Below are 26,777 nucleotides of genomic sequence, written 5' to 3'. Positions count from 1 at the left end.
GCGCGACGGTTTTGAAATGCGGAGCCGGTCATGCCGCCTCGCTATGCGTCACTCTTCAGGTGGGCATGAAAGGCGGGATGATAACACGAGGCTTTTAGAAACTCGGCAACAGGGTTTCTGGCATCCAGGAATTGTAGGCGCCGCGCTCCAGTAGTGACTTGGCAGCCTCGATGTCCGGCGCGAAGTAGCGGTCCTTATCGTAGAAGGGCACCAGCTCGCGCAGCTGCGCCTTGGCCTTTTCCAATTTTTCCGAAGTCTGCAGCGGTGCGCGGAAGTCGAGGCCCTGGCAGGCTGCCAGCATCTCCACCGCGAGGATGCCGCAGGTGTTGTCGTTCATGTCGCGCAGGCGTCTTGCCGCGAAAGTCGCCATGGAAACATGGTCTTCCTGGTTGGCGGAGGTCGGCAGTGAATCCACCGAGGCCGGATGCGCAAACGTCTTGTTTTCGCTGGCGAGGGCCGCGGAGGTCACCTGCGCAATCATAAAGCCGGAGTTGACCCCGCCATTATCCACGAGGAACGGTGGCAGGCCGGACAGGTTGTTGTCGATCAGCAGTGCCATGCGACGTTCGGACAATGAACCGATTTCCGCAATCGCAATCGCCAGGTTGTCCGCCACCATGGCCACCGGCTCCGCATGGAAGTTGCCGCCGGAAATGATGTCGTTGTCTTCGGCGAAAACCAGCGGGTTGTCGGACACACCGTTGGCTTCGGTTTCGAGGACCCTGGCCGCGTGGCGGATCTGTTGCAGGCAGGCACCCATCACCTGCGGCTGGCAGCGCAGCGAGTAGGGGTCCTGCACCTTGACGCATTCCACGTGCGACGCGCCGATTTCACTCTCGCCCAGCAGGTCGCGATAAACGCTGGCGACTTCGCGCTGCTCGGAATGGCCGCGCACAAAATGGATGCGGTCGTCGAACGGCCGGCGCGAACCCTTGGCGGCTTCCACGGAGAAGGCACCGGTGACCAGCGCTGCGGAGAACAGGTCTTCGGCCCCGAACAGGCCCATCAGTGCGAACGCGGTGGAGCACTGGGTACCGTTGAGCAGCGCCAGGCCTTCCTTGGGTGCCAGGGTGATGGGCGACAGGCCCGCCATGGCGAGGCCCTGCTTGGCCGGCTTGCGCTGGCCCTTGATGATCACCTCACCTTCGCCCAGCAGTACCACACTCATGTGCGCCAGCGGCGCCAGGTCACCGGAAGCGCCGACGGAACCTTTTTCCGGAATAGCCGGGTAGACCTCTGCGTTGACCAGCGCCATCAGTGCCTCGATGACCTCCAGACGGATACCCGAATAGCCGCGCGCGAGGGAGTTGATCTTGAGCACCATCAGCAGGCGTGCGCTGGCTTCGTCCATAAAATTGCCGGTACCGGCCGCATGCGATAGCACGATGGCGCGCTGCAGCGTTTCCAGGTCTTTCTGCTCGATACGGGTATTGGCGAGCAGGCCAAAACCGGTGTTGATACCGTAGACCGTGCGGCCTTCTTCCAATACGCGGGACACGGTGCGGGCGGAGGCTTCGATATCCGCCACTGCAGATTGGGCCAGGGTCAGGTGCACCGGCTCGCGTGCAACGCGGCGCAGGTCGGCGAGGCTCAGCTGGCCCGGGTTGATTTCTAGTTTGAACATCTTTCCGTTCTCGTACTATCTTGCTTGTTTCTTGTAGCTGCAGCAATTGGCTGCGCTCAATTCAGCTTTCTCTCTGAAGGAGCGAGGATATTTTCGCGAGTGCAAGGAAGATCCGCCCGGAGAACCACAGTGTATAGGTGATACATGAGGATTCGAGGACGGATCTGACACAGCAATCGCGGAAAGAGTCCGCTCCTATTTCAGCATCGGCAGGTCGAGGCCCTGCTCGTTTGCACAATCTTTGGCGATGTCATAACCCGCATCGGCGTGGCGCATGACGCCGGTGCCCGGGTCATTCCACAGTACGCGCTCGATACGCTTGCGCGCGGCTTCAGTGCCGTCACACACGATGACCACACCGGAATGCTGGGAGAAGCCCATGCCCACGCCACCACCGTGGTGCAGTGACACCCAGGTCGCGCCGGATGCGGTGTTCAGCAACGCATTCAGCAGCGGCCAGTCCGAGACTGCATCGGAACCATCCATCATGGACTCAGTTTCGCGGTTGGGGCTGGCTACGGAGCCGGAATCCAGGTGGTCGCGGCCGATCACTACCGGCGCGTCCAGCTCGCCATTGGCGACCATCTCGTTGAATGCCAGTGCCAGGCGCGCACGGTCCTTGAGGCCAACCCAGCAGATGCGTGCGGGCAGGCCCTGGAACTGAATGCGCTCGCGCGCCATGTCGAGCCAGTTGTGCAGGTGTGGGTCGTCGGGGATCAACTCCTTCACTTTCTGGTCGGTCTTGTAGATATCCTCCGGGTTGCCGGACAGCGCCGCCCAGCGGAACGGGCCGATACCCTGGCAGAACAGCGGGCGGATATAGGCCGGTACAAAGCCCGGGAAGTCGAACGCGTTCTCGACACCCACCTCAAAAGCCATCTGGCGAATATTGTTGCCGTAGTCGAGCGTCGCTGCGCCGCGGGACTGTAGCGCCAGCATGGCCTCGACCTGAATACCCATGGACTTCTTGGCTTCTTTCACCACCAGGGCCTCATCCTGTTTACGCATTTCTGCGGCCTGTTCCATGGTCCAGCCCAGCGGCAGGTAGCCGTTGAGCGGGTCATGCGCGGAAGTCTGGTCGGTAACCACATCCGGAATGATGTCGCGCTTGGCCAGTTCCGGGAAAATCTCCGCGGCGTTGCCGAGCAGGCCGACCGAGATGGCTTCGCCACGCTCGTGGGCTTCCTCGATCATGCGCAGCGCATCCATCAGGTTGTCTGTTTTCTCGTCCACGTAACCGGTGCGCAGGCGGAAATCGATGCGGGACTCATCGCACTCCACAGCCAACATGGAGAAGCCCGCCATGGTTGCGGCCAGTGGCTGTGCGCCCCCCATGCCGCCGAGACCGCCGGTCAGGATCCACTTGCCTTTGGACTCGCCGTCGAAGTGCTGCTTGGCTACGGCTACGAATGTTTCGTAGGTGCCCTGCACGATGCCCTGCGAACCAATGTAGATCCAGGAGCCGGCGGTCATCTGGCCGTACATCATCAGGCCTTTCTTATCGAGCTCGTTGAAGTGCTCCCAGTTACCCCAGTGCGGGACCAGGTTGGAGTTGGCGATCAGTACGCGCGGTGCGTCGGCGTGGGTGCGGAACACACCCACCGGCTTGCCGGATTGCACCAGCAGGGTCTGGTCGTCTTCCAGGCGCTGCAGTACCTCGACGATCTTGTCGTAGCACTCCCAGTCGCGCGCGGCGCGGCCAATGCCGCCGTACACCACCAGGTCCTCCGGCCGCTCGGCCACATCCGGGTCGAGGTTGTTCATCAGCATGCGCAGCGGCGCTTCGGTGAGCCAGCTCTTGCAGCTCAGTTCTGTGCCGCGCGGTGCGCGGATCACGCGCGATGGGTCGTGTCGGTTGTTCATGCCGTTTTTCCGTAATTTCTACTTTCGGTTCGGTTTGATCGTATCGGTGGTGGTGCTTGGCTATTTCAAAACCGTCGCGACATGGACGTCGCGATCGGAGCTACAGGGATGTATTCATGCGTTTTTGAAATAGCCAAGCGGCACCGCCATCGAGTGTCTGTCAAAATTTCAGTTGCGCACCCAGGCGATAACGTTTGCCCGGATGCACCAGGCGCGCCAGCGAAACGCCACCGCTGCCTGAACTTGTTCTGCGCTGGACCAGCAGGCAGGCATCACCCGCGCTGATCTCCAGCTGTGCCGCAATGTCCGCCTCGGCATTGATCGCCTCAACGCTGGTGTCCGCCTCGGTGAGCGGCTGTACCCGGTGCAGGTAGGCACTCGGGGTGCTGCTGCGAAAGTCCTGCTGCAGGTAATCCGGCGCGAGTGCAGGGTTGGTAAAACGCTCCTCCCACTGCAGCGGCACGCCGTTGTCACAGTGCACCAGGATGGAATGGAACACCGGGCTGCCCGCAGAGAGCCCCAGTGCCAGCGCCACCTGTTCACTGGCGGCGGCCTGTTCCAGCAACAGCACACGCCCCTCGTAATCGTGGCCGCGGCTGCTGATCTCTTCTGCAATGTCTCGCACTTCCAGCAGCGAGCCGGACGGGCGCGCTTCCGCCACAAACGTGCCCAGGCCCTGGCTGCGGATCAGTACACCGGCTTCAGTCAACTCGGTCAGGGCGCGGCGTGCCGTCATCCGGCTGACCCCGAATTGCTCCGCCAGCTGGTTCTCCGAGGGCACCCGATGGTTGGCCGGCCAGTCGCCATTCTCGATCTGCGCACAGATAAACGCCTTGATGGCGGCATAGCGCGGCTGCGGCGTGGTGGATGCGGGTAGCTGGCTCAAAGTTGGTTACCGGGTCACTTGGTAGTACAATTTTTGCGGTTGCCTATACTTGTATATACATCAGCGCCTGTCAATCCAAGCAGATTTTTGCCTGCGAAAGGAGGACTCGGGCGCCAGCGCCTACAGTGTAGGAAGTCGGAAACGGAATTGGCCGCCAGGGTGCAATCCTGCACTGTGGGCGTATTCCCCGAGCTGGAAAGGCTAAATGTCGGAACAATGTGATTTTTTGATAACCAATGTGCGCGCCGCCACCATGGATCCCGCGCGGGCCGGCGGCTACGGCGTGATCGAGGATGCCGCGCTGGCGGTGGTGGATGGCTGCATCAGCTGGATTGGCGAACGCCGCGACCTCGGCGACCTGGCCCCGCGTGAGGTGCTGGACGGTGCCGGGGGGTGGATCACGCCCGGGCTGGTGGATTGTCACACGCACCTTGTGTACGGCGGCCACCGCGCCGGCGAGTTTGCGCAGCGCCTGGGCGGCGTAAGCTATGAAAACATCGCCAAGGGCGGCGGTGGCATCCGCTCTACCGTTCGCGCGACGCGCAGCGAGTCGGCGGAACAGCTGTTGCACAGTGCCGAACGGCGCCTGACAGCCCTGCTGCGCGAAGGGGTGACCACGGTTGAAATCAAGTCGGGCTATGGCCTGGAACTGGATGCGGAACTCAAGCAGTTGCGGGTGGCGCGCCGGCTTGCGCAGAAATATCCGCTCACCGTGCGCACCACGTTTCTCGGCGCCCATGCCCTGCCACCGGAATATGACGGCCGCGCGGATGCGTACATTGACCTGATCTGTGACGAGATGCTGCCGGCGGTGGCGAAGGAGCAGCTCGCCGACGCGGTGGATATGTTCTGTGAAAGCATCGGCTTTACGGTGGCGCAATGCCAGCGTGTGATCGACCGGGCGCACGCGCTGGGCCTGCCGGTCAAGGTGCACGCGGAGCAATTGAATAATACCGGTGCGACGGCCATGGCTGCGCGCAATGGCGCACTCTCGGCGGATCATGTCGAGTATGTGACCGATCATGATATTGCGCTGATGGCGGAAGCGGGGACTGTTGCGGTGCTGTTGCCCGGGGCCTACTACACCCTGCGTGAAACGCGCATGCCCCCGGTGGAAAGTTTTCGCGCGGCGGGTGTGCCCATGGCGCTGGCGACGGACCTGAATCCAGGCAGTTGCCCGTTGGGCTCGCTGCGCCTGATGATGAATATGGGTTGTATCCTGTTCGGTATGACCCCGGCCGAGTCGCTTGCCGGCGTCACCCGGGTCGGTGCGCACGCGCTCGGGCTGGGCGACAGTCGCGGTATGCTGCGCGCCAGCTACCGTGCGGATATCCTGCTGTGGGATATCGATACGCCGGACCAGCTTGCGTATGAAGTAGGCGCGCTGGTACCGGAGCGAATTATTTGTGGAGGTACGGATGTTATCGCTGGCTGATATGCGCCTGTGGAAAGGCCGTACGGATCCGGAAGATGGGGAACTGGGCAAGCGCTGGCACGAGCGCGTGCAACCGCTCGGCATCGACAGCCCGCCGGGCGTCGCCGTATTGGGTTTCTCTTCTGATGAAGGTGTGCGACGCAACAAGGGCAGGGTCGGCGCGGCGGATGGGCCGCGCATCCTGCGCCTGGCCATGGCGCCGCTGCCGAAGGTGTTCGAGATGCCGGTCTACGACGCGGGCAATGTGCGCGTGCTGGACCGTGACCTGGAATCGGCCCAGTCGCAACTGGGTGTGAGTGTGGCGGATCTTTTGAGCAATGGGCACTTCCCGCTGGTGCTCGGTGGTGGACACGAAATTGCGTTCGGTACCTACCAGGGTATTGCGCGCTGGATGCGCGAGAACCATCGGGAAAAAAGCCTGGGTATCGTAAATTTCGATGCGCATCTCGACATCAGGGTGCCTGCACCGGACGGCAGTTCCGGGACGCCCTTCTACCAGATCGCGGAGCATGCAGAACTCGGCGGGCGCGCGTTCAATTACCTGTGCATCGGCGCGGCCGCGACTGCCAACACCCCGGCACTGATGCAGCGCGCTGCCGAGATGAAAGTGGAGGTGATCGAGGATCGCGAGATTACCCCCTGGGCGCTGGAGGCGGCGAAGGCGCGGGTGCAGGCCTTTATCGACCGCGTCGACATGGTGTATCTCACCATTGACCTGGATGTCTTCCCCGCGAGCGTAATGCCGGCGGTGAGCGCCCCGGCCGGCCGCGGGCTCCCATTTGAACTGTTCGAGGTGCTACTCGGTATCGTGATGGAGTCGGGCAAGGTATGCGCGGCGGATATGGCGGAGTTCAACCCCTACTTCGATATCGAGGATCACAGTGCGCGCACCGTCGCGCGTATCGCTTATGAGATCACCAAGCAGTTCTGATCCCCGTCAGATGCCGAGGTGATCGCGCATCAGTCCAAAAATTTCATGCTGGAACAGTAGCGGCGGGATTTTTCCCGCTGCAACGTCATTCGCGAACAATGGTACCTGTACGCCGGTGTGTTCCTCCACATCAAACTGGTTGGTGGCATAGTTGATGGCCATGATACTGCCTTCTGGCGTCTGCAGCCTGGCAATGTTGCCCGGGGTAAATATCGGCACGCCATAGGCGGCAAAGATACTTTCGTCCGGTACCAGTTGCGCCGCCTGGCCGTGGTCGGCGGTCACCAGCACCAGTGTTTCCGGGTTCTTCTCCGCATAGGCCAGTGCGCTCTGCAGGGCCTCCATCAGCTGCGCCACCTCGCCGATCTGGCCGCAGGGGTCGCGCTGGTGTGAGCGCTTGTCGATCGAGGCGGATTCCACCATCAGGAAAAATCCGCGGTCGTTGTGTAGCTGGTCCAGGGCCGTATCCGTCATGGCCTTTAGCGAAGGGGTGTCGCCATAGTTCGGGTTGTCCTCGCACTGGAAGGCCTGCGGCTGCTTAACGCTGCCGAAATAGCGATAGGCGTAATTCAGCAGGCTGGGCTGCGGCTTTTCCGCAATCCGGCCCTGTTCCCCGTGCCAGCGCACCGGCAGGTGCCGTTCGGCAAAAAGGCCGATCCGCCTGTTTACGCCTTCCCCGGCAACAAGCTCTGCCGGGCTGCTGAAAACATCGAAGCCATTGCGTGCTGCAATTGCCAACGGGCTTTCCTGTGAGTCGATGGCGGCTTCGAAATGGCCGCGGCCGCCCCCGAGGATCAGGTCAAGCGGCGAGCGTGCGAGTTGTTCCGCAATCGAACCCGGTCCGCCATGACTCTGCAGGTCCTGCGAGCAGTCAACCACAAAATCCCCGGCCACCTCATAGGACTGCATACGGGTGGGGTCTTCGCAGCTGCGATGGCTGATATGAGTGGCAAAGGACGCAGGTGTGGCATCGGTGACGCTGGAGGTGGTGACCAGCCCGGTGCGCAGGCCGGCCCTGTGCGCGATACTGACGATGGTCTCGAGATCCCTGTCGGTGCCCGCGCTGGTGGCGATGCGGCCCCGGCTGGTGATATTGCCGGTAGCCATGGCCGTGGCGCTGTTGGCGGAATCCGCCACGTAGATGGAGCGCTTTGGGTCTTTTTCCGCGACCGTCAGCACCTGTACGCTGCTTCGAACAGGCAGTGCATCGACAGCCAGACGACCGCTGGCGCCATGCAGGTAGTTGCGTGCAATGGTCAGCTGCTGCTCGTCCATGCCGTCGCCTATCAGCAGGATTACAGTGGGCCCCGCGTACACAGGCATTGTGTGGAGAAGGGTCGCAAGGGCGAAGCAGAGGGTGTGTGCCAGAGGGGATTTCATGCAAACAATCCGGAAGTCTTTTCCGGATTGTTTGCAATGTCGCGTTGCGTGTCAATGCGGAGGTTGGCTGGTGTCCGGGTTCAATGCCTCACCACCACGCGTGTGCCGATCTTCGCGTACTGGTAGAACAGTGCCGCGTTTGCCTTGGGCAGGCGGATGCAGCCATGAGAGGCCGGGTAGTTGGGGACGTAACCCGCATGCATGCCGATGCCGCCATTGATGCGCAGGAAGTAGCGCATGGGCGCGCCGCGGAAGTAAGTGCCCGGGGGGCGTTTGTCCTTGCGCACATCCACGTCCTTGCGCACGATCTTGCCGCTGCTCCTGGAAACATAGTCTCCGTAGATATTGGAGCGATGGTCGACGTTTTTCTGGCTGACGCGGAAAGATCCGGTTGGCGTGCGGAAGCCGCTCTTGCCGGTGGAGACGCGCGTGGTCTTGACCAGCTTGCCACTGTTATATAGGTAGGCCTGCTGTTCACTTAAATCGATGGTGATGGACGTTTTGGCAATGACGGCCGCAGGCGCAAGGCAAAGTGCCATGGCGAACGAAGCTAGCGCGGTGCGACAGACTTTAGCATTCATCTTTTCACCCTGTTTCAGTCACCGGGATTACTACGCTAACGTGCCGGAATACCGGTCTGTAGGAAAAAACTGACTCTCCAACCCTGTTCGGACAGTGCTTGCCGGGCGGGATTCAAGTGAATAGAGTCATGGGATTAACAGGACGCTCGCGAACTTTGGGAAGAAACATATGACCACCGAGAACAATAAGAAAAAAGATAGATCTGCACCAAAACCCAGTCGCTTGCGGATCGGGCGCCGGTACCGCGCCAGCCGCCTTCAGGAGCCTTACGACGCAGTAGTCATAGGTTCCGGCATCGGCGGGCTTGCCACCGCGGTCTGCTTGACTGATGCAGGCAAAAAAGTTCTGGTGTTGGAGCAGCACTACACAGCCGGTGGTTTTACCCACGCCTACGATCGCAATGGTTACGAGTGGGATGTGGGCGTGCACTACATCGGTGATGTCGGTGAGCATCCCACGCTGACGCGAAAACTTTTCGATTATCTCAGCGCTGGCCAGCTGCAGTGGGCGCCGATGGACGATTGCTACGACCGTATTTTCCTCGGCGAGGAATCCTTTGACCTGCGGGCGGGCAAGGCTGCATTTGTGGAGGAAATACTCAGGCATTTTCCCGGGACTGAAGAGGTCCTGGAAGAGTACTTCCGCAGGATCAGTGCCGCCAGCAGCGCAATGCGCACTCTGTTGATGGAGAAATTGTTGCCGGGCTGGACGCAACCCGGCATGGCACTGCTGAAAAAACTTCGGTTACCGGAATACCTGAACCGCACGACACTTGAGGTCTTGCGCGAGATTACCGACGACGAAAAACTGATTGCGGTGCTTACCGGCCAGTGGGGGGACAATGGCATGACCCCCGCGACCGGCAGTTTCATCATTCACGCCCTCATCGTGAAGCACTACCTGCACGGCGGCTTCTATCCGGTTGGTGGTGCCAGCAAGATTGCGGAAACCATTATCCCCCAGATCCAGGCCGGTGGCGGCGAGGTCTTTACCTATGCCGATGTCGAGCAGGTATTGGTGGAAAATGGCAGGGCTGCCGGTGTGCGCATGGCAGACGGGACCGAAATTCGCGCGCCGCTGGTGGTTTCCAACGCGGGCGTATTCAACACCTTCGAAAAGCTGCTGCCGGAGCAGGCTGCACGCGCGAGCGGATACCAGCGTCGCCTGGAAAGCGTGCGGCCGTCGATGGCGCACCTGTGTCTGTATATCGGGCTGGATGCGACCGCAGAAGAACTGGGGCTGCCGAAGACCAATTACTGGCTCTATCCGGGCCAGGATCACGATGGCAATATGCAGGCGTTCCTGCAGGACGAAACGCAGGAATTCCCGGTCGTGTACATCTCGTTCCCGTCAGCCAAGGATCCCAGCTTCCAGGGGCGTTACCCGGGCAAGGCGACGATTGAAATTGTGGCGCCGGCGAAGTTTGAATGGTTTGAAAAATGGTCCGATGAGACCTGGGGCAAGCGTGGCGAGGATTACGAGGCGTACAAGGAAGCGCTGAGCCAGCGCCTGCTGGAGCACCTGTATGCACATTTTCCGCAGGTGAGACAGCACCTGGACTATTACGAGCTGTCCACGCCACTGTCGACCGATTATTTCTGCGCTTACCGGCGTGGTGAGATCTATGGCCTCGACCACGACCCCTCGCGTTTCGAGCAGGACTGGCTGAAGCCGAAAACAAAGATTCCGGGCCTGTACCTGACCGGGCAGGATATCATGAGCTGCGGTGTGGCCGGTGCCATGATCGGTGGTGTGGCCACCGCACAGAGCATCCTCGGTCTGCGCCGCGGCGGCGCTCTGATGAAAAAGATTATGTCTGGCAGTGTCGCCCCCGAGCCGGCTCTGGGCTGAGGCGGGCGCCCTGTTACAAAGCGACGGGGTTGTAGAACTCAGAGGATGGAAAAGCCCGGCACCGGGGTCCGGTCGGGCAACGGTTCGTACTGCATGCTGTCTACCCGTGCCGCGGAGGGTCCTTTGGCTATCGCAACCAGCGCGTGTTCTATGGCCGCTGGATCACCCTGCAGTAAAAACTCGACGCTGCCGTCTGCCATGTTGCGGGCGTAGCCATTGAGGTGCGCGGACTCGGCCTGTTGCTGGACAAAGAAGCGAAAGGATACGCCCTGCACCTTCCCCGTGACCCTGCCTCTCATGGTTTGCATACACCCTCCTCGATCAGTTGTCTCTGTGGTTCTCGCGTTCAGGCCACCAGCCCGACCACTGCGCCGGTCATGCAGGTCGCGAGCAGCCCCGCCAGCAGGGCCTTGGGCGCCAGTGCCGCCACTTCGTTGGTGCGCTCCGGCACCATGGTGGAAATGGTGCCCACCACCAGCCCCAGGCTTGCAAAATTGGCAAAGCCACAGATGGCGTAGGCCATGATCAGGTTGGCCTGTGCGCTCATGGCGCCTGCGCCCAGTTCGGCCATCTTCTGGTAGGCCACAAACTCATTGAAGACTACCTTGATGCTGAGCAGCTCGGCCGCTGTGCCGAGGTCGTCACCGCCAATCCCCATCAACCACACGATAGGTGCCATCGCCAGCGACACGAGATACTCAATAGTAATCTGTTCGCCGAACAATGCGCCCAGTATGGCGTTGGCCAGATGAATGCAGGCGAACAGAACGATGATCATGCCGATGATATTCAGCATCAGGCGCACGCCGTCCTCAGTACCCCGCACCAGGGCATCCACCGCGCCCTGGGCCTCAGATTCAACTTCCGGAATACGGTGATCACCACTGTCGCTACCCGGTAACCACAGGTGTGCCAGCAGCACCGCAGCCGGCAGGCTGATCAGTGAAGCAACGAGGATGTGCCCGGCCGGGTTATCGAGGATTCCCTGCAGCTGCGTGGCGTAGAGCACCATGACGGTGCCGGCGACCGTGGACATGCCGGCAGTCATCACCAGGAACAGGGTAGCACGGGGCATCTCGCGAAAATAAGGCTTGATCAGCAGTGGCGCCTCGACGATGCCAAAAAACAGGCTGGAGGCCACGGAGAAGGTCTGCAGGCCGTCGAGCCCGAGCAGGCGCTGCAGGCCGCGACCCAGCCAGTAAATGATTTTCTGCAGCAGCCCCCAGTAAAACAGCACCGCGGACAGCGCGCTCATCACCAGGACAACGGGCAACACCTGGAAAGCGACGATAAAGCTGCTGCCCGGGCCTTTTGCTTCAAACGGCAGCGGGGCGCCGCCAAGGTAGCCGAACATGTAGCTGCTGCCGGCTATTGCGGCGGCCTCGATGGCCTTGACGAAGCCGTTCAGTCCCAGCAGCAGGTCCTGTACCAGGGGCACCCGCAACAGCAGCAGTGCCAGCAGGAACTGCGCGGCCAGCGCGCCGGCGACCAGACGCCAGGATACGGCGCGCCGATTTTCGCTGAGCAGGAGCGGGATGGAGGTAAACACGATGATGCCCAGCAGTGCCTGCCAGGCTGCGGCTGACGCCATAATGACCACACAGATTTTTGTTTTTTGAATTGGGTGACTACAGGGTATCCTTGCAGGGTTTGTATCGTCCAGCCAACACAAACAGAACGGGAGCGGCGGTGTCCGAACAGAACAGCTACCAGCGCTGGCGCTGGATTCCCAATGCGCTCACTATCCTGCGCATCCTGCTGTTGCCGGTGATTTTCTGGCTGCACCAGCAGGGCCAGCATATGGCGGCCGTAGTGACGTTTGTCATTGCCGGGTTTTCCGACTTCTTCGATGGTCGCCTGGCGCGTCATTTCAACTGGAAGACCCAGCTCGGCGCGGTGCTGGACCCGGTTGCAGACAAGTTGCTGGTGCTGTTCCTGCTGCCCCTCGTGTGGGACCAGGCTGTACTGCTGCCGTGGCTCGGTGTGCTGATCTTCCTGCGCTATCTGGTGCAGCTGTCGGTATTTCCGGTATTGATGATGTGGCTCAAGCGCCCGTTCAAGGTTAAGCCGATCTTCCCCTCCAAACTGGCAACCGCGGTGGCTTTCGCCATCATTGCATTGGGCCTGCTCGGCAGCTTCGAGGTGCTTCGGCCCGTGCTGCGCTGGTTGCTGGAGCCGTTGGCGTTTCTCGGTATCCTGCTTGAGATCTATGTGCTCGTCACCTTCCTGCCGCGCTACTGGGCCATTATCCAGGGGCGCCACGATACATTTGAATAGCATGCCCGGTGATGCTTGGTTAAATATCCTGCTCTATAGCTAAAAAACAAGATATAAAAACTGGTTATTGCGCGCTGCATCCCTATAATGCGCCGCCATATGCCGATGCCATCGGCGAGTCACCTCCCCCCAATTTTGGTGGCGAACGGAACATGACCTGACCGGCTCTGTTCCGCCGTGTTTTTATCTTTTTGGTTTTCCAATTTGCGGCGACCCACTTCGGTGAGTCGCCCTTTTTTATTTTGGTGTAGTGAACATGTCCCAGGTCGAAATGAGTGGTTCCGTTTCATTTCCCCTTGCGGCGCAAACGGATGTTGCACTGCCAGGGCCCGCCCCGAGGCCGGCGGCCAACCAGACACAGCTGCGGGAGACGCTGCTGGATATCTTTGCCCTGAACAGCTATTCCTGGCTGCTGTCGATCCCGATCGAGTTGTGGCTCGCAGGCATGAGCCTGCAGGAACACCTGCAGGTACGTATGCTGGCGGTGCTGATCAACACGCTGATTGCTCGGCCGTTTACCCTCTATCGGGAGCAGTTCCTGCTGCACTACCGCCGCCTGCTGCTGGGCAGTGCCAGTATGAATGGCCTGCAGGCCTACCTCGCGGATACGCTGGTGTTTATCAGTTTCCAGTTACCGCTGTATATCGCCAATATGTGGCTGGGTGGTGCCGATGTGCCGGAAATCGTGGCCGCATCCGGGACATTCCTGTTGATCGCCGGGGCAATCGGGCGCCCTTACGGGGCCTACCTCGACTGGTTGCGCCGGGCGTTTGGTTGGGCGCGCTAGCAAGCGCGCGAAAGCCAGAAAAAGTGATCGAGTAAGGCGGGCCATGAGGCCCGTTTTTTGTGGGCGACGGAAAATGCCCGGTCGGGCCGGGTACGCTGGTACAAGCTGCGAGCGGTTTTATCCAGCTCGCGGGACCGCTGGGCGGATTTTCCGGTGAATGACTTGCGCCACAGCATTAACTCCGGTAATAAGAAATTTGGCGTCGCGCCATTACGAGGGACGTAATCAGCGAAGCACAACACAACGGCAGCATGGATTTCAGGGATGAAAATGAAAAGCCATGCGGAAGTGCCATATAACAAAAAATTTGCCTTCCGCTTACACAATATTACAGGCGGTTTGTGCGCACTGGTGTTGGGACTTTTTGTTTCAGCATTCGGCCTGCATGCACAGCCCGTCAATGCAGACGATGAATCCACACCAGGTATCCTGGAGGATTCCCTCAGGCCACAGAATGTGGATTTTTCCGCGGTCGACTTTTCCCGGCTCGGTAGCCAGCTGGTACCGCTGGTCGAGACGAAAAGGGCTGCCGGCGATGTTGCAAAAGTCCGCCCGGATCGTCGCGCCGCGCCGGATCGCATCAGCTTCCGCGCCGCCATGGCCTTGCCCGCAGAGCGCAAGACACTGGCGCTCCAGGTACCCACTGATTTCCACTACGCAGACTACTGGCTGGACGGCGAGCTGGTGGCCAGCTACCGCTATGCCAATGCACAGGCGTTCGACAGCGACAGCCGCCCGCGCAAAATGCTATTGCCGTTGCCGGCGGGTGCCAGCAGCGTGGAGTTTGCGGCTGACTTTTCCGCGGCCGATATTGCCGACCGGGGTGCCCCCGCAGTGTTGCTTGGAGAGCGGGAACAGCTACTTAGCAGCAGCCTGCTGGACCTGTTGATTCCACTTCTCCTCGCCGGGTTACTGTTCGGGGTCGCACTTTACTGTGCCGTCACCTACATCGGCAGGCGCAAAGGTTCGGCACACCTGTTTCTCTCTATCGTGCTGGTAGTGCTCTGCATCCGCACCCTGGTGCTCAGCGACCTGCTGTTCTATGTGTTTCCGCATATGGATGCCGTGTGGCCGTTCAAGCTGACTCAGGCAACCAGCCTGCTGGCCGCCGCCGCCTTCGTGGTCTTTCTGGTAAAAGTCGACAGCATCGAACTGGAAGAAAACGTCCAGAAGGCATTCCTCGCAATTGCAGTGGCGGTCTCCTCATTACTGTTGCTGTTGCCGGCAAGCCTGTACCTCACCTTCAAGCCCTATGCGCTCTACCTATCCGCGACCTGGTTGCTGGCGACCGGCGGCCTGATTGTGCTCGGTATCGTTCGCAAGGGCATGAGCGCATCCACCTTAGTGGCGCTGCTCGCGGTTGCCATTGGCCTTGTCGATATTGTGCTTGGCCTCGCCGGGGTGGAAACACTGGTATTTGAATTCCTGCTGGCTGGTACCATTGCGGTCACCGGCATGACAATCCTTTCTGTGCGCCTGAATAAATCCTACGAGGAGCGCGAGCACCTTGCGGAAGAGCTGCAAAAATCCAACCTCAGTTTGCAGTATCGCGTGGAAAAAAGAACCCGGGAGCTAGCGGAAAAGGTTGAAGAGCTGGAAAGCGCGCGCAAGATGGCGGAGCGCGCCAACAAGAACAAGACCGATTTCCTCGCGGTCATGAGTCACGAATTGCGTACGCCGCTCAGTGGCATTATGGGCTCCCTGCGCCACCTCGCAGAATCGGAATCCCGCCTGACGGAGAAGCAGCTGCTCGACAATGCACTGAACAGCTGCGATGCGTTGCTGGAAGTCATCAACGACATACTGGATATGTCAAAAATCGAAGCGGGTGAACTCAAGCTGCACAAACAGAGTTTCGACCTGATTGCGCTTGCGCGCAGCGTACGCCAGCTGTTTGCCATGCCCGCCCAGGAGAAATCCATCGCGCTGGATGTCAGCACGGCCGGCCTGCCAGATAATGGTGAAAACCTCTGGGTCTTCGGTGACGAGGGCCGCCTGCGCCAGGTGCTTTCCAACCTGGTCAACAATGCGCTCAAGTTCACTACCAGCGGCACCATCAAGATTTTCGTGCAGTTGGTCGCAGCCCACGACGATGACTATGTTATCCGCATCAATGTGATCGATACCGGTATCGGTATTCCGCAGAGTCGCCAGGAAGAGATTTTCAACAGCTTCTCGCAGATCGATGCTTCGAGCACCCGCAGGACAGGCGGCGCGGGCCTGGGGCTGCCGATCTGCAAGAAACTGGTTGAGGCGATGGGTGGCAGTATCGGCGTCGAAAGTGTGGAGTTGAAAGGCTCGCGTTTCTTTGTGGATCTCGCAATGACCCGATCGGAACCCCGTAGCAGCGATGCGCCACCGCAGGAGCCGGAAGTACGTCCGGCGGAAGTCAAAAAAACCGAGCGTCCGCTGTATGTGCTGGTGGTGGAAGATGACAAGGCCAACCGCGAGCTGCTGGTGGCATGCCTGGAGAAGCGCGGTCACCTGATCCGTGCAGAGGTCAATGGTCTCGCCGGCCTGAAGGCAGTGCTAAGCGGCGGCTTTGACCTGGTATTGATGGATGTGCGTATGCCGATCATGGACGGGGTCGAGGCCACGCAAAAAATCCGCGAGGCGGGGGGTAGCTTCAAGACGCTGCCGATATTTGCGGTAACCGCCAATATCATGACTGGTGAGCGGGAAAAGTATATTGCCGCTGGCTTCACCGGAGTGCTGGCGAAACCGGTCAACCGGATCCAGCTGGACCAGCTGCTGGTCTGGGCTGCGAAGCGCTCGGGGGAAAAGCCGCCGATTCGCAAGGAGGTACAGCGGGAAATCAACCGGCCGGCCAATATGCTGGATACGCGCACCCTGGACGACCTGAAAGCGACCATGGACGCAAAGGCCCTGGCTTTGCTGCTGGCAAAAATGCAGGTGAGCCTGCAGAAAAATATGGCCGGGCTGTCTGATGCGTTAACGGGCGAACGCTGGCAGGAAGCCGAACGCCTGACACACTCCATGATTGGGGTCTGCGCCAACTACGGGATGAGCGCTGCCGCCAGTCGCCTGATGCTGTTGCACGCCAAGCTGAGCAAGTCCGAGGAGCGCGAGGCCTGCAAGCAGCAGCGCACCGAGATTCTCGGCCTGTTGCAGGCATCGCTAAAGCAATTGAAAAAGTGGGCTGCAGAGACGCTGCAGTCGAAAACGGTGACGCCCTAGTCCCGCAATCACTGCTCCGGGGCAGGTGCGCCGCATCTTGAAAAAGGCGCAATTGCCCCCATTAACAGAGTTCTGCAACCTGAAGGGCATATTGCATGACTGAAAAGAGAGGCATAACCACCAAGCTGACCGGCCCGGAAAAGTCGGCGCGTGACCTGGCATTGCTGGTTTACATCATCCAGGCCATCAGCCTGGTGTCGGTACTGCCTATGTTCGTAGCGGTGATTATCAATTACGTGAAGCGCCCTGATGTGCGCGGCACCCTGGCGGAATCGCATTTCCGCTGGCAGATCCGCACCTTCTGGTTCAGCCTGTTGTGGGGCATTGTCGGCGGCCTGACAACCTGGCTGCTGGGTATCGGTTTCCTGATCCTCGGCATCAACTATATCTGGGTCGTCTACCGCGTCGTGCGCGGCTGGCTCGCACTGTCTGACGAAAAACCCGCCTACCCGTACCTGTAATCCCCAGTAGCGGGCATCCTAAGGGTGCCCGTCAATCCGGAAACACCCGTTTCCAGTCCTTTGCCATATCCACAACCAGCCAGTTCTCCTTGCCGGCCTGCTCCAGCGCCTTGTCCAGCTTGCCGATCTTGGAGTCGCGGTCGTAGGCCCATTCACGCGCACTGTCGGTGTGGTGGATAATGCCCACCAGGCTGGGTCCCTCACGGGATGCCGTCCACTCTAGCATCTCCCGGTCGCCATCGGAGTTGCCAAACGCGATTACGGGTTTACGCCCGATGCGCCGGTAGATGCCGACGGGTTTGCCTTCCTTGTCGTCGAGGAAACCGATTTCCCGCTTGCGCACCAGGCTGGGTTTGCCGTCGATGACCTTGTACTCGAGCTCCACGCTGGAGCCGATGACCTGCTCCGGTGGAATGCCATAGGTTTCCTCCACCCATGCGCGCATAAACGCCCTGCCTCCCCCGGAGGCGATAAAGGTCTTGTAGCCGTGGGCACGCAGGTATTCCAGCAGTTCCAGCATTGGCTGGTAGACCATCCCGGTAAAGGGCTTTTCTTTCGTGGGGTGACGTGCATTTTTGATCCAGTCACGCGCGATACGGTCGAACTGCGCCGCGGTCATACCGCTGTGGCTCTCGGTCACTATGTCGAGGATCGTCGCGATGCTACTTTCATGCAGTACCTTTTTCAGGTCGCCGCCCAGGACCGTTTTATAGGGTTCCTGTTCGGCCCGCGCAGGATGTTTTTCCGCCAATAGCCGCAGGCGGTCGATGGCGAACATCAGCTGGAAGTACACCGGCTGTTCCGCCCAAAGGGTGCCGTCGTTATCGAACACCGCGATCCTGTCGCGCGGTGGCACAAAATCCGGCGATCCCTCCTGCGTCGTCTTCTCCACAAACTCGACAATCGCCTGTCGCGCGTCGGTGTCCTGCCAGGAATCGAGTGGGCCTGCATAGGCGAATGCCGCCATTGTGAGCAGGAGCAGGGTGTGAAAAAGCCGGACTGAAACACGCATCTTTTACCTCGTGGAAGAAACCGCTGCCATTTGTCGCGAACCTGACTGCGCAGCGTGCTGGCGCTGCGTAGACTAAGGGACTGGCGCTTTTGCAAAATGAAAAACCATGCTCCGACTCAGGTCCCCGATCTTCGTTCTTTCAGTATTGCTGTCCTCACTGGCAACGGCACAGGAATATGTGGGTTCGGAGGCTTGCGCCAGCTGTCATATGGACACCTACAAGACATGGCAGGGTTCCCACCATCAGCGCGCCATGGCACCGCCGGACGCCCAATCGGTGCGCGGCATCTTCGATGGTCGCGAGGTGCCGCTCGACGGGGTGACTTACCGCTTCGAGCAGCAGGAAGGTCGCTACCTGATAACCGATGTGGCGCAGGATAAAACCTGGGTTGTACGCTACACCTTCGGCGATACGCCGCTGCAGCAATACCTGCTCGAAGGGGAAAGGGGCGCCCTGCAGGCGTTCGGGCTGGCCTGGGACAGCCGCCCGCAAAGCGAGGGGGGGCAGCGCTGGTTTGACCTCTATCCGAAGCGTCACCTGAAGCCGGGTGACTACGAGCACTGGCAATCCCGCGGCCAGACCTGGAACCACATGTGCGCGGATTGCCACTCCACCAATTTACAGACGGATTTCAACGCGGAAACCGGGGAGTACAGGACAACCTATTCGGAGGTGAGCGTTGGCTGTGAGGCCTGCCACGGGCCCGGCAGCCTGCATGCGAAAGACCCGACCAGGGCACTGCCGGTCAAGCCCGGCGGTGGCCTGCAGTGGGCGTTCCGCGAGGGTGAGGCGATAGCCCGCGTGGTGCAGGCGGCATTGGCGCCCGCTGGAGAGATGGCTGGAAATCCCCATGCGCAGCAGCTGGAACAGTGCGGCCAGTGCCACGCGCGACGCCAGCGTATTCACCCGGACCCGGTGGCTGGCAGCCAGCTCGACAGCTTTACCCCGGCGTTGTTGCGCGAGGACCTGTACTTCCCGGATGGGCAGATCCTGGAAGAGGTGTTCGTTTACGGGTCGTTCCTGCAGAGCAAGATGTATCAGGCCGGCGTGGTTTGCACGGACTGCCACAACCCCCACAGTGGCGAGGTAAAGGTTGAAGGCGACGGTCTCTGCGCGCAGTGCCATGACCTGGGCACTTACGCGCAGGCAGAGCATCACCTGCACAAGCCAGTGGCGGGCGTGCAGTGCGTGGACTGCCATATGCCGGAGCGTACCTACATGGTGGTGGATCCGCGGCGCGACCACAGATTCCATATCCCGCGGCCGGCACTGGCAGCATCCGGTGTGCCCCAGCCCTGCACTACATGCCACACAGACCGGGATGCCAGCTGGGCCGCGGAAGTCCTTGAACGCAAACCGGGCGCCAGGAAAGAAACCGTGCAGCAGCACCTGCTAAGCTCCGACCCGGAAGCCTTGTTGGCGCTGGTACAGGACGATGCGATGCCGGCCATAACCCGGGCAACGGCGATGAGTCGCCTGCGGGGTTACCCGCCCGCCAGGCCCTCGCTTTCCAGTCTTCTTGAGGCGGAGGATCCGCTCTTGCGAATGGGCGCCGTGCGCGCCATGAGCGGTAACCTGCAGCCGCAGGATGCGGCGGATATTGGTGCCTTGCTGGATGACCCGGCACGCGCGGTGCGCATGGAGGCAGCCCGTGCACTTGCACCGCATCACAAGGGCATGGGGCGCACCATCAAGCAGAAATTTTCTGCCGCACTGGCAGACTATGTTGCGGCACAGGCCCTCAACAACCATTTTCCGGAATCCCATTACAACCTGGGTCTGATGCATGCGGAAATGGGCCAGCGGCAAAAGGCAATTGAAAGCTTCCGCTTGGCGCTCAAACTGGAACAGGACTTCACGCCCGCGCGTCAGGCGTTGGCGCAGGCGCTACAACGCTCAGGTGATGGTGCCGCGGCTGAATCCCTGCTGCGTGAGGGGTTGCGTGCGGAGCCGCGCAACGCTGCGCTGCACCACCAGCTTGGGCTTGTACTGGTTGGGCAGAAAAAATATCCGCAAGCGGTGCAGAGCCTGCGCAAGGCCCGGGATATTTCCGGCAATTTGCAATACGCATATGTTTACGCAATTGCATTGCACTCGACAGGGAAAATAGATGCAGCCATTCGCGAACTGAAAACGCTGGCGGACCAGCAACAGTACACGCCGGAAACGCTTTACGCGCTGGTTTCCATGTTGATGGAAAGCGGTCGGCATCAGGAAGCAGAATTTTACGCAGATATCTACGAGTCCCTCGCAAGATAGAAATTCCCCTCCCAAAACCTATCTAAACTTTTGCTAGCCGCCGGCAGTTGCCGGTAATTTCTCGTGGTTTTTTTTGGGAGGTCTTGATGAGCATCCGACATTTAATCGGTGCCTTTGCCGTAGTAGCCGCGCCATTGTTCGGCAGTGGGCCTGCAATGGCGGCGGAGCCCGTCATTGAGGTGGCGGACATAGAGGTGGCGAGAGTTGAGGTGGCTGAGTCGCTCGAACTTGCCCGCGCCCGCGCCAACCCGGCACACCTGGTGGCGCCACGCCAGGGCGCAAAGGGAGACAAGCCCAATATCCTGGTGGTCTGGGGTGACGACGTCGGCACCTGGAATATCAGCGCCAACAGCAAGGGCATGATGGGCTATCGCACGCCCAATATCGATCGTATCTACAGCGAAGGCATGACGTTCACCGATTATTACGGTGAGCAGAGCTGTACCGCTGGCCGCTCATCTTTCATCCTGGGTCAGAGTGTATTCCGCTCCGGACTCTCCAAAGTGGGGCTGCCCGGCGCCAAGGAAGGTATCAGCGAAAAGGATCCCACCATTGCCGGAGTGCTCAAGGAAATGGGTTATGCCACGGGCCAGTTTGGCAAGAACCACCTGGGCGACCGCGACGAGCACCTGCCCACCAACCACGGCTTCGATGAGTTCTACGGCAACCTCTATCACCTGAATGCAGAGGAAGAGCCGGAGAACGAGGATTACCCAAAAAACCCTGAATTCCGCAAAAAGTGGGGACCGCGCGGCGTGATCCATTCCACTGCCGATGGCAAGATCGAGGATACGGGGCCGCTGACCAAGAAGCGCATGGAGACCGTCGATGACGATACTTCCGACCGTGCGATTGAGTTTATCCGCAAGGCACACAAGGCCGATAAGCCCTGGTTTGTCTGGTGGAGCGGCACGCGCATGCACTTCCGTACCCACGTCAAGGATGAGCTGCGCGGTATCTCCGGCCAGGATGAGTACTCCGATGGCATGGTCGAGCACGACCGGCACATCGGCAAGTTCCTGAAGGAGCTGGACGACCTGGGTATCGCGGATAACACCATTGTGTTCTACAGCACGGACAATGGCCCGCACTACAATACCTGGCCGGATGCGGCTTCCACGCCCTTCCGCGGTGAGAAGAACACCAACAAGGAGGGTGGCTGGCGTGTACCCATGGCAGTGCGTTGGCCCGGTAAGATTCCGGCTGGCACCGTGTCCAATGAAATCATGCATCACATGGACTGGCTGCCGACCTTCGCCGCTGCCGCCGGTGAGCCGGACATCAAGGAAAAGCTACTCAAGGGCCACTCTGCCATCGGCCGCAACTACAAGGTGCATCTGGATGGTTACAACTTCCTGCCGCACCTGACCGGTAACGAAAAGGAAGGTCCGCGCAAGGAAATCTTCTACTTCTCGGATGACGGCGATCTGACCGCACTGCGCTATGGGGACTGGAAAGCCGTCTTTATGGAGCAGCGCGCCGAGGGCACTTTCCTGGTATGGGCCAACCCCTTCACACCGCTGCGCGTGCCGAAGCTCTTCAATTTACGGCGTGATCCATTCGAACGCGCCGACATGACTTCCAATACTTATTATGACTGGGTTCTGGATCGCGCATATCTGTTCGTACCTGCTCAGGCCTTTGTGGGGCAATTCCTTGAGTCCTTCAAGGAATTTCCGCCGAGGATGAAGGCGGCGAGCTTCTCGCTGGATAAGGTCATGGAGAAATTGAGCGAACCTGCGGATCATTAATTCGAGGCGCTCAACCAAATCGGCCCGCATTGTGCGGGCCTTTTTATTGGAGAGAGATGGAAGCACACAAGGAAATCCTGCGCCTGCGGGCGACGATGCAAAACGCGGTGCTCGGGCAGGAAGACCTGGTCGACAAGCTGTTGCTGGCGATGCTCGCGGACGGGCACCTGTTACTGGAGGGGCTGCCGGGCAGCGCCAAGACCCGCGCGATCAAGGCACTGGCGGCAGCGCTGGACGCGCCCTTCGGGCGCATTCAGTTCACGCCGGACCTGTTGCCATCGGATGTCACCGGTACCGAGGTTTACCATTCCGAGGGCGGTCGCGAGACCCTGTCATTCCAGCCCGGTCCGGTTTTCAATTCGGTGGTACTCGCCGATGAAATCAACCGCGCGCCTGCCAAAGTCCAGTCCTCCCTGCTGGAAGCCATGGAAGAGCGCCAGGTTACGGTGGCAGGCAAGACCCACAAATTACCGGCACTGTTCCTGGTAATGGCGACGCAGAACCCGATTGAGCAAGAGGGCACCTACCCATTGCCGGAGGCGCAGCTGGATCGCTTCCTGATGAAGGTCCGCATAGATTACCCGGATGATGACAACGAACTGAGAGTGATGCGGCTGGTGCGCGGCGAAGAGGGCGGCACGGCTGGCACGGTACAGCCGGTTGCGGTGGACTCGGTGCTTGAGGCCAGGCGGCAGATCAGGGAAGTGGCCATATCTGAGGCGATGGAACGCTATATCGTGGGTCTGGTGGCGGCGACCCGGCGCCCCGAGGAATTTGGTGGTCGGCTGCCGGACTGGCTCAAGGTGGGCGTGAGTCCGCGGGCGAGCATTGCCATGGATCGCTGCGCGCGAGCCAATGCCTGGTTGCAGGGACGACACCAGGTAGAGCCGGATGATATTCGCAGCGTGGCGCATCCCGTGCTCAGGCACCGGCTGATCCTGCATTATGAAGCGGAGGCGCAGGGCGTGGATTCCGAACAGTTAATCGACGAGCTGCTTGGACAGGTGGCGGTTGCTGTCTAGCGGCGACCAGCGGTGACTGTGAAAGCGCAGTATCATGCAAACCCCCACACCGGATAGCGTATACCCGAGTCTTGAACACCTGGTGCAGCTGCGCGCTCTGGCGCGGGGTTTCCGCTTGCGACCCCATATGCCGCTGCACAATATACTGCTCGGCCAGCATGCAGCGCGGATGCGCGGCCGCGGTCTCGACTTTGAGGAGCTGCGTCACTACCGCCCCGGTGACGATGTGCGCTATATGGACTGGAAGGTGACCCGCCGCCTGGGCAAGCCGCATATTCGTGTCTATAACGAGGAGCGCGAACGCCCCACCATTCTCGCGCTGGACCTGCGTGTATCCATGTTTTTTGGCAGTCGCAAAAGTATGAAGTCGGTGGTTGCGGCGGAGGCCGCTGCACTGCTTGGCTGGTACAGCCTGTCGGTCGGTGATCGCGTAGGTGCGGTGCTGGCAACGGATCCCGATATCCGTCACTTTGTGCCGCGCCGCAGCACCGCCCATGTGAATTTCATCCTCGCGAATATCTGTGAGCAGGCACGACAACTGGAAGTTGGCACGCCACCGGATGCCGGCCGACTCAACCAGATGCTGACGCGCCTGCAGCACCTGGCTCGCCACGACGCCCAGGTGTGTGTGATTTCTGACTTCCATGGTGCTGATACAGAGACCGCGGCCTTGCTGCAAGCGATCGCGCGCCACAATGATCTGCTGCTGGTCTTTGTGTTTGACCCGCTGGAGTTGCACCTGCCACAGGAGGCGCGGCTACCGGTTACCGATGGGCGGGTGCAGATTTCCGTGGATGGGCGCAGTTCAGCGCTCCGGGAAAAATATGAGGCTGCATTCAACAGCCGTCTGCAGCGCGCAAGAGATCTTTTGCTGGGATGGGGTGTGCCGGTGCTGGCCCTGTCGACGGAACGGCCTGCCGCACAGCAACTGCGGGCGATACTGAGGCAGCGCTGATGCAACAGGATGCGCCCGTGCAAATATCGCCACCGCCGGAAAAGCCGGATTTTGTCGATGCGGACTTCGGCAACGACTGGCTCACCAGGCTGCATGAGATCACAGTGCCTGAGCCGGTCTCCATGCTGCCACAGTCCTGGGGCTGGTGGATGCCGGTGCTGGCGGTATTGCTGCTCCTGCTGTGGAAGCTGTGGTGCCTGTACCGTATGTGGCGTTTCAACGCCTATCGCCGCGCCGCGCTGCGTGAGCTCGATGCACTGCCGGTGGATGCGCATGGCTACGCGCCACTGCCGGCCATTCTAAAACGCGTCGCGTTGCACAGCTTCGGCCGTCCGGCCGTTGCCGGGCTGACCGGGGCGGACTGGGCTGCGTTCCTGAATCGCACCTGGGCGGGCGGGCACTTTGACCGTGGCGACCTGGACTTGTTGCATCAGCTGGCAGTCATGCCCGCGGGATATACGGGATCGAAGGGCATCGCACCGCTATTGCAGAAGTGTCGCGGCTGGATACGTCAGCACATGGCAAATGAGGGGCCCTGGTGATCAGTTTTGCCTGGCCCTGGGCCCTCCTGCTTTTGCCCCTGCCGCTGCTTGTGCACTGGCTGGTGCCAGCGCATACCACCACGCAGACTGTTGTACAGGCGCCGTTCTTTACCCGCCTTGCACGTCTGTCCCGCCAGCGCCCGGGTGAGGGCGCGGTGGTGCTGACGCGGCAATGGCCGCAGTGGCTGCAGGTTGGCATTCTTTGGTTGCTGGTGGTGCTGGCCTGCGCGCGACCACAGTGGCTGGGAGAGCCGGTTCCGGTGGAGTCCAGTGGTCGTGACATGATGCTCGCGGTGGACCTGTCGGGCTCCATGGACACCGAGGATTTTATCGATGCCTCCGGAAAGACGCTGCGGCGTATCGACGGTGTCAAAAAAGTGCTGGCGGACTTCGTTTCCCGTCGAGAGGGCGACAGGTTGGGGCTGCTGGTCTTCGGTTCCTCACCCTTTGTACAGGCGCCATTCAGCGCAGATACGGCCGTTTTTCTGCGCCTGCTGAGTGAGTCAGAGGTGGGCATGGCGGGTCCCAAGACCATGCTGGGAGATGCCATTGGCAAGGCAGTGCAGCATTTTGACAGTGCCGATGCGCAGCAGCGCACCCTGATTTTGCTGACGGACGGCAACGACTCGGGCAGCCGTGTGCCGCCCGGCGAGGCCGCGAGGATTGCCGCGAGCAAGGATATCGTGATTCATGTGGTCGCGGTGGGCGACCCGGCTGCGGCAGGCGAGGAAGCGCTGGACGTGGATGCCATGCGAGCAATTACCGATGCCACCGGTGGCCAGTACTTCCATGCGCTCAAGGGCGCGGACCTGGCGCCAGTTTACCAGCGCCTGGATGCGCTCGAACCGGCGCAGTTTGCGCAGGAATATTACCGGCCACGCACGGAGCTGTATTACCTGCCGCTGCTGGTGGCAGCACTGGCGGCCCTGCTGTTCCAGTCGCTGCAGGCGCTACTGAGCCTGCGCAAAACGGGGAGTATCAAAAATGCCTGATCTCGCCGCCTTTCACTTTCTCAGGCCGTGGGCGCTGCTGTTGCTGCCGCTGGCACTCGCGCTGGCGCTCTACTATCGCCGCCGTCGTGACAGTGACAATCCGTGGCGCGGGTATATTTCGCCGGAGCTGCTGCAACACCTGGTGATCACCCCGTCCGGTGCAGCCAGCTGGTTGCCGCTGGCGCTGTTCATCGGCACCTTTGCAGTGATTGCGGTTGCCGTTGCCGGCCCCAGCTGGAGCAAGCAGCCGCTGCCTACCAGTCCGCAGGAGGCGCCGCTGGTGATCGCACTGCAACTGACAGATTCCATGCGAGCAGATGACGTGCGCCCCAGCCGGCTGGCGCTGGCGCGGCTCAAGATCCGTAGCCTGCTGGATGCGCGCAAGGGCGCCGCACACGGGTTGGTGGTATTTGCCGGCAGTGCACACTGGGTGTTACCGCCGACTGAAGATGCGGCGTTGTTGCGCCAGTACCTGGACGAGTTGCGTCCCGACATCATGCCGGTTCCGGGTAAATCACCGGCCAGCGCCCTGACTATGGCGGCGGAGCTCGCACAGGAACAGCAGGGGGCAGTGATCGTCATGGGGGATGGCTTTGAGTCGGTCACTTCAGCGGCCAGCGGCAAGGAGGTGGGTGTCCCCTGGTCGTACTGGCTTTTCGGCACTGAGGCGGGGATTGTCTCCGACGAGGTGACACTGCCGCGCGACGTGGAAACAACAATCGACAGGGCCACAGTGCGGGAATCTGTACGCTCGGCGGGCGGGCAATTCATGGCCCAGGCGGCGGACGATAGCGATGTGGAGCGCATCGTTGCATTTGCGCGCAAGCGTGCCAGCGAAACCGCCGCCCGTGACGATGCGCTGGCCTGGAAAGACAGCGGCTACTGGCTCACCTGGCCGATTGTACTGTTGCTGCTGTTCTGGTTCCGGCGCGGGATGGTGTTGCGATGGCAGTGACAGGGCCACGGTA

General features: G+C 60.6%; 22 protein-coding genes. 14 read left to right on the top strand and 8 right to left on the bottom strand.

All coding sequences use genetic code 11. The annotated features are described in order from the left end of the window. Positions 1-94 precede the first annotated feature (94 nt). From hutH to hutC, 3 genes are all read right to left on the bottom strand, one after another. Positions 95-1,624 (bottom strand): histidine ammonia-lyase, encoded by a 1,530-nt coding sequence (gene hutH / locus QSJ80_RS00770; protein WP_285762360.1) that lies wholly within the window; start codon positions 1,622-1,624, stop codon positions 95-97. Positions 1,625-1,819: 195 nt separating this feature from the next. Next, entirely contained in the window at positions 1,820-3,487 is a 1,668-nt protein-coding gene (gene hutU, locus QSJ80_RS00765; protein ID WP_285762359.1) for a urocanate hydratase, read from the bottom strand. A 160-nt stretch (positions 3,488-3,647) separates the two neighbouring features. Continuing rightward, positions 3,648-4,373, bottom strand: a complete 726-nt coding sequence (gene hutC / locus QSJ80_RS00760) for a histidine utilization transcriptional repressor HutC (protein ID WP_285762358.1) — start codon at positions 4,371-4,373, stop codon at positions 3,648-3,650. A 205-nt stretch (positions 4,374-4,578) separates the two neighbouring features. On the opposite strand from hutC, the gene hutI reads away from it, so the two are divergent. Beyond that, positions 4,579-5,808, top strand: a complete 1,230-nt coding sequence (gene hutI, locus QSJ80_RS00755; RefSeq protein WP_285762357.1) for an imidazolonepropionase — start codon at positions 4,579-4,581, stop codon at positions 5,806-5,808. Further along, entirely contained in the window at positions 5,792-6,739 is a 948-nt protein-coding gene (gene hutG / locus QSJ80_RS00750; RefSeq protein WP_285762356.1) for a formimidoylglutamase, read from the top strand. Before hutI ends, hutG begins: the two co-directional genes overlap by 17 nt. 6 nt (positions 6,740-6,745) lie before the next feature. Here hutG and QSJ80_RS00745 read toward each other — a convergent pair whose 3' ends face one another. Together QSJ80_RS00745 and QSJ80_RS00740 are read right to left on the bottom strand one after the other, a co-directional pair. Continuing rightward, the gene (locus QSJ80_RS00745; protein WP_285762355.1) at positions 6,746-8,119 is read right to left on the bottom strand and encodes an alkaline phosphatase; all 1,374 of its coding nucleotides are present in this window, start codon (positions 8,117-8,119) and stop codon (positions 6,746-6,748) included. Between the two features lie 80 nt (positions 8,120-8,199). Beyond that, positions 8,200-8,700 carry a L,D-transpeptidase family protein gene (locus QSJ80_RS00740; protein WP_285762354.1) on the bottom strand — a complete coding sequence of 167 codons (501 nt, stop codon included), beginning with the start codon at positions 8,698-8,700 and terminating at the stop codon, positions 8,200-8,202. Positions 8,701-8,869: 169 nt separating this feature from the next. Between QSJ80_RS00740 and QSJ80_RS00735 the strand changes: the two genes are divergently transcribed. Continuing rightward, the gene (locus tag QSJ80_RS00735) at positions 8,870-10,552 is read left to right on the top strand and encodes a phytoene desaturase family protein (protein WP_285762353.1); all 1,683 of its coding nucleotides are present in this window, start codon (positions 8,870-8,872) and stop codon (positions 10,550-10,552) included. A 38-nt stretch (positions 10,553-10,590) separates the two neighbouring features. Here the strand turns inward: QSJ80_RS00735 and QSJ80_RS00730 are convergent, their stop codons facing one another. Further along, positions 10,591-10,860 carry an acylphosphatase gene (locus tag QSJ80_RS00730; protein ID WP_285762352.1) on the bottom strand — a complete coding sequence of 90 codons (270 nt, stop codon included), beginning with the start codon at positions 10,858-10,860 and terminating at the stop codon, positions 10,591-10,593. Between the two features lie 38 nt (positions 10,861-10,898). After that, positions 10,899-12,143, bottom strand: a complete 1,245-nt coding sequence (locus tag QSJ80_RS00725; protein WP_285762351.1) for a NupC/NupG family nucleoside CNT transporter — start codon at positions 12,141-12,143, stop codon at positions 10,899-10,901. 98 nt (positions 12,144-12,241) lie between these two features. Here QSJ80_RS00725 and QSJ80_RS00720 point away from each other — a divergent pair, with 98 nt between their 5' ends. The 4 genes from QSJ80_RS00720 to QSJ80_RS00705 all read left to right on the top strand — a co-directional run bounded on the left by QSJ80_RS00720 (position 12,242) and on the right by QSJ80_RS00705 (position 17,275). Then, positions 12,242-12,829 (top strand): CDP-alcohol phosphatidyltransferase family protein, encoded by a 588-nt coding sequence (locus tag QSJ80_RS00720; RefSeq protein ID WP_285762350.1) that lies wholly within the window; start codon positions 12,242-12,244, stop codon positions 12,827-12,829. A gap of 256 nt (positions 12,830-13,085) precedes the next feature. Continuing rightward, on the top strand, positions 13,086-13,616 hold the full coding sequence (alaE, locus tag QSJ80_RS00715) for an L-alanine exporter AlaE (RefSeq protein WP_285762349.1): 531 nt from the start codon (positions 13,086-13,088) through the stop codon (positions 13,614-13,616). Positions 13,617-13,880: 264 nt separating this feature from the next. Continuing rightward, the gene (locus tag QSJ80_RS00710; RefSeq protein WP_285762348.1) at positions 13,881-16,814 is read left to right on the top strand and encodes an ATP-binding protein; all 2,934 of its coding nucleotides are present in this window, start codon (positions 13,881-13,883) and stop codon (positions 16,812-16,814) included. A gap of 95 nt (positions 16,815-16,909) precedes the next feature. Further along, positions 16,910-17,275, top strand: a complete 366-nt coding sequence (locus QSJ80_RS00705; protein ID WP_285762347.1) for a DUF4870 family protein — start codon at positions 16,910-16,912, stop codon at positions 17,273-17,275. Between the two features lie 31 nt (positions 17,276-17,306). Here QSJ80_RS00705 and QSJ80_RS00700 read toward each other — a convergent pair whose 3' ends face one another. Beyond that, complete coding sequence (locus QSJ80_RS00700) at positions 17,307-18,287, bottom strand: HAD family hydrolase (protein ID WP_285762346.1); 981 nt, start codon at positions 18,285-18,287, stop codon at positions 17,307-17,309. A gap of 106 nt (positions 18,288-18,393) precedes the next feature. On the opposite strand from QSJ80_RS00700, the gene QSJ80_RS00695 reads away from it, so the two are divergent. From QSJ80_RS00695 to QSJ80_RS00665, 7 genes are all read left to right on the top strand, one after another. Then, entirely contained in the window at positions 18,394-20,547 is a 2,154-nt protein-coding gene (locus QSJ80_RS00695) for a tetratricopeptide repeat protein (RefSeq protein WP_285762345.1), read from the top strand. 86 nt (positions 20,548-20,633) lie between these two features. Next, positions 20,634-22,298 carry an arylsulfatase gene (locus tag QSJ80_RS00690; protein ID WP_285762344.1) on the top strand — a complete coding sequence of 555 codons (1,665 nt, stop codon included), beginning with the start codon at positions 20,634-20,636 and terminating at the stop codon, positions 22,296-22,298. Positions 22,299-22,354: 56 nt separating this feature from the next. After that, positions 22,355-23,320, top strand: coding sequence for an AAA family ATPase (locus QSJ80_RS00685; RefSeq protein WP_285762343.1), 966 nt, complete (start codon positions 22,355-22,357; stop codon positions 23,318-23,320). Positions 23,321-23,354: 34 nt separating this feature from the next. Next, positions 23,355-24,275: a DUF58 domain-containing protein gene (locus tag QSJ80_RS00680; RefSeq protein WP_285762342.1), complete on the top strand. Its 921-nt coding sequence runs from the start codon at positions 23,355-23,357 to the stop codon at positions 24,273-24,275. 17 nt (positions 24,276-24,292) lie between these two features. Continuing rightward, complete coding sequence (locus QSJ80_RS00675; RefSeq protein ID WP_285762341.1) at positions 24,293-24,817, top strand: DUF4381 domain-containing protein; 525 nt, start codon at positions 24,293-24,295, stop codon at positions 24,815-24,817. Then, positions 24,814-25,809 carry a VWA domain-containing protein gene (locus QSJ80_RS00670; protein ID WP_285762340.1) on the top strand — a complete coding sequence of 332 codons (996 nt, stop codon included), beginning with the start codon at positions 24,814-24,816 and terminating at the stop codon, positions 25,807-25,809. The genes QSJ80_RS00675 and QSJ80_RS00670 overlap by 4 nt, the downstream gene beginning before the upstream one ends. After that, positions 25,802-26,764, top strand: a complete 963-nt coding sequence (locus QSJ80_RS00665) for a VWA domain-containing protein (RefSeq protein WP_285762339.1) — start codon at positions 25,802-25,804, stop codon at positions 26,762-26,764. The genes QSJ80_RS00670 and QSJ80_RS00665 overlap by 8 nt, the downstream gene beginning before the upstream one ends. Positions 26,765-26,777 lie beyond the last annotated feature (13 nt).

Source organism: Biformimicrobium ophioploci, from assembly GCF_030270605.1.
In the GTDB taxonomy this organism is placed as follows: Bacteria; Pseudomonadota; Gammaproteobacteria; order Pseudomonadales; family Cellvibrionaceae; genus Biformimicrobium; species Biformimicrobium ophioploci.
This window is presented reverse-complemented; position numbering and strand designations above follow the sequence as displayed.

Coding starts and splice junctions, on each gene's coding strand:
- hutH (WP_285762360.1), bottom strand. CDS start 1,624: ATGTTCAAACTAGAAATCAACCCGGGCCAGCTGAGCCTCGCCGACCTG.
- hutU (WP_285762359.1), bottom strand. CDS start 3,487: ATGAACAACCGACACGACCCATCGCGCGTGATCCGCGCACCGCGCGGC.
- hutI (WP_285762357.1), top strand. CDS start 4,579: ATGTCGGAACAATGTGATTTTTTGATAACCAATGTGCGCGCCGCCACC.
- hutG (WP_285762356.1), top strand. CDS start 5,792: ATGTTATCGCTGGCTGATATGCGCCTGTGGAAAGGCCGTACGGATCCG.
- QSJ80_RS00745 (WP_285762355.1), bottom strand. CDS start 8,119: ATGAAATCCCCTCTGGCACACACCCTCTGCTTCGCCCTTGCGACCCTT.
- QSJ80_RS00740 (WP_285762354.1), bottom strand. CDS start 8,700: ATGAATGCTAAAGTCTGTCGCACCGCGCTAGCTTCGTTCGCCATGGCA.
- QSJ80_RS00735 (WP_285762353.1), top strand. CDS start 8,870: ATGACCACCGAGAACAATAAGAAAAAAGATAGATCTGCACCAAAACCC.
- QSJ80_RS00730 (WP_285762352.1), bottom strand. CDS start 10,860: ATGCAAACCATGAGAGGCAGGGTCACGGGGAAGGTGCAGGGCGTATCC.
- QSJ80_RS00725 (WP_285762351.1), bottom strand. CDS start 12,143: ATGGCGTCAGCCGCAGCCTGGCAGGCACTGCTGGGCATCATCGTGTTT.
- alaE (WP_285762349.1), top strand. CDS start 13,086: ATGTCCCAGGTCGAAATGAGTGGTTCCGTTTCATTTCCCCTTGCGGCG.
- QSJ80_RS00710 (WP_285762348.1), top strand. CDS start 13,881: ATGAAAATGAAAAGCCATGCGGAAGTGCCATATAACAAAAAATTTGCC.
- QSJ80_RS00705 (WP_285762347.1), top strand. CDS start 16,910: ATGACTGAAAAGAGAGGCATAACCACCAAGCTGACCGGCCCGGAAAAG.
- QSJ80_RS00700 (WP_285762346.1), bottom strand. CDS start 18,287: ATGCGTGTTTCAGTCCGGCTTTTTCACACCCTGCTCCTGCTCACAATG.
- QSJ80_RS00695 (WP_285762345.1), top strand. CDS start 18,394: ATGCTCCGACTCAGGTCCCCGATCTTCGTTCTTTCAGTATTGCTGTCC.
- QSJ80_RS00690 (WP_285762344.1), top strand. CDS start 20,634: ATGAGCATCCGACATTTAATCGGTGCCTTTGCCGTAGTAGCCGCGCCA.
- QSJ80_RS00685 (WP_285762343.1), top strand. CDS start 22,355: ATGGAAGCACACAAGGAAATCCTGCGCCTGCGGGCGACGATGCAAAAC.
- QSJ80_RS00680 (WP_285762342.1), top strand. CDS start 23,355: ATGCAAACCCCCACACCGGATAGCGTATACCCGAGTCTTGAACACCTG.
- QSJ80_RS00665 (WP_285762339.1), top strand. CDS start 25,802: ATGCCTGATCTCGCCGCCTTTCACTTTCTCAGGCCGTGGGCGCTGCTG.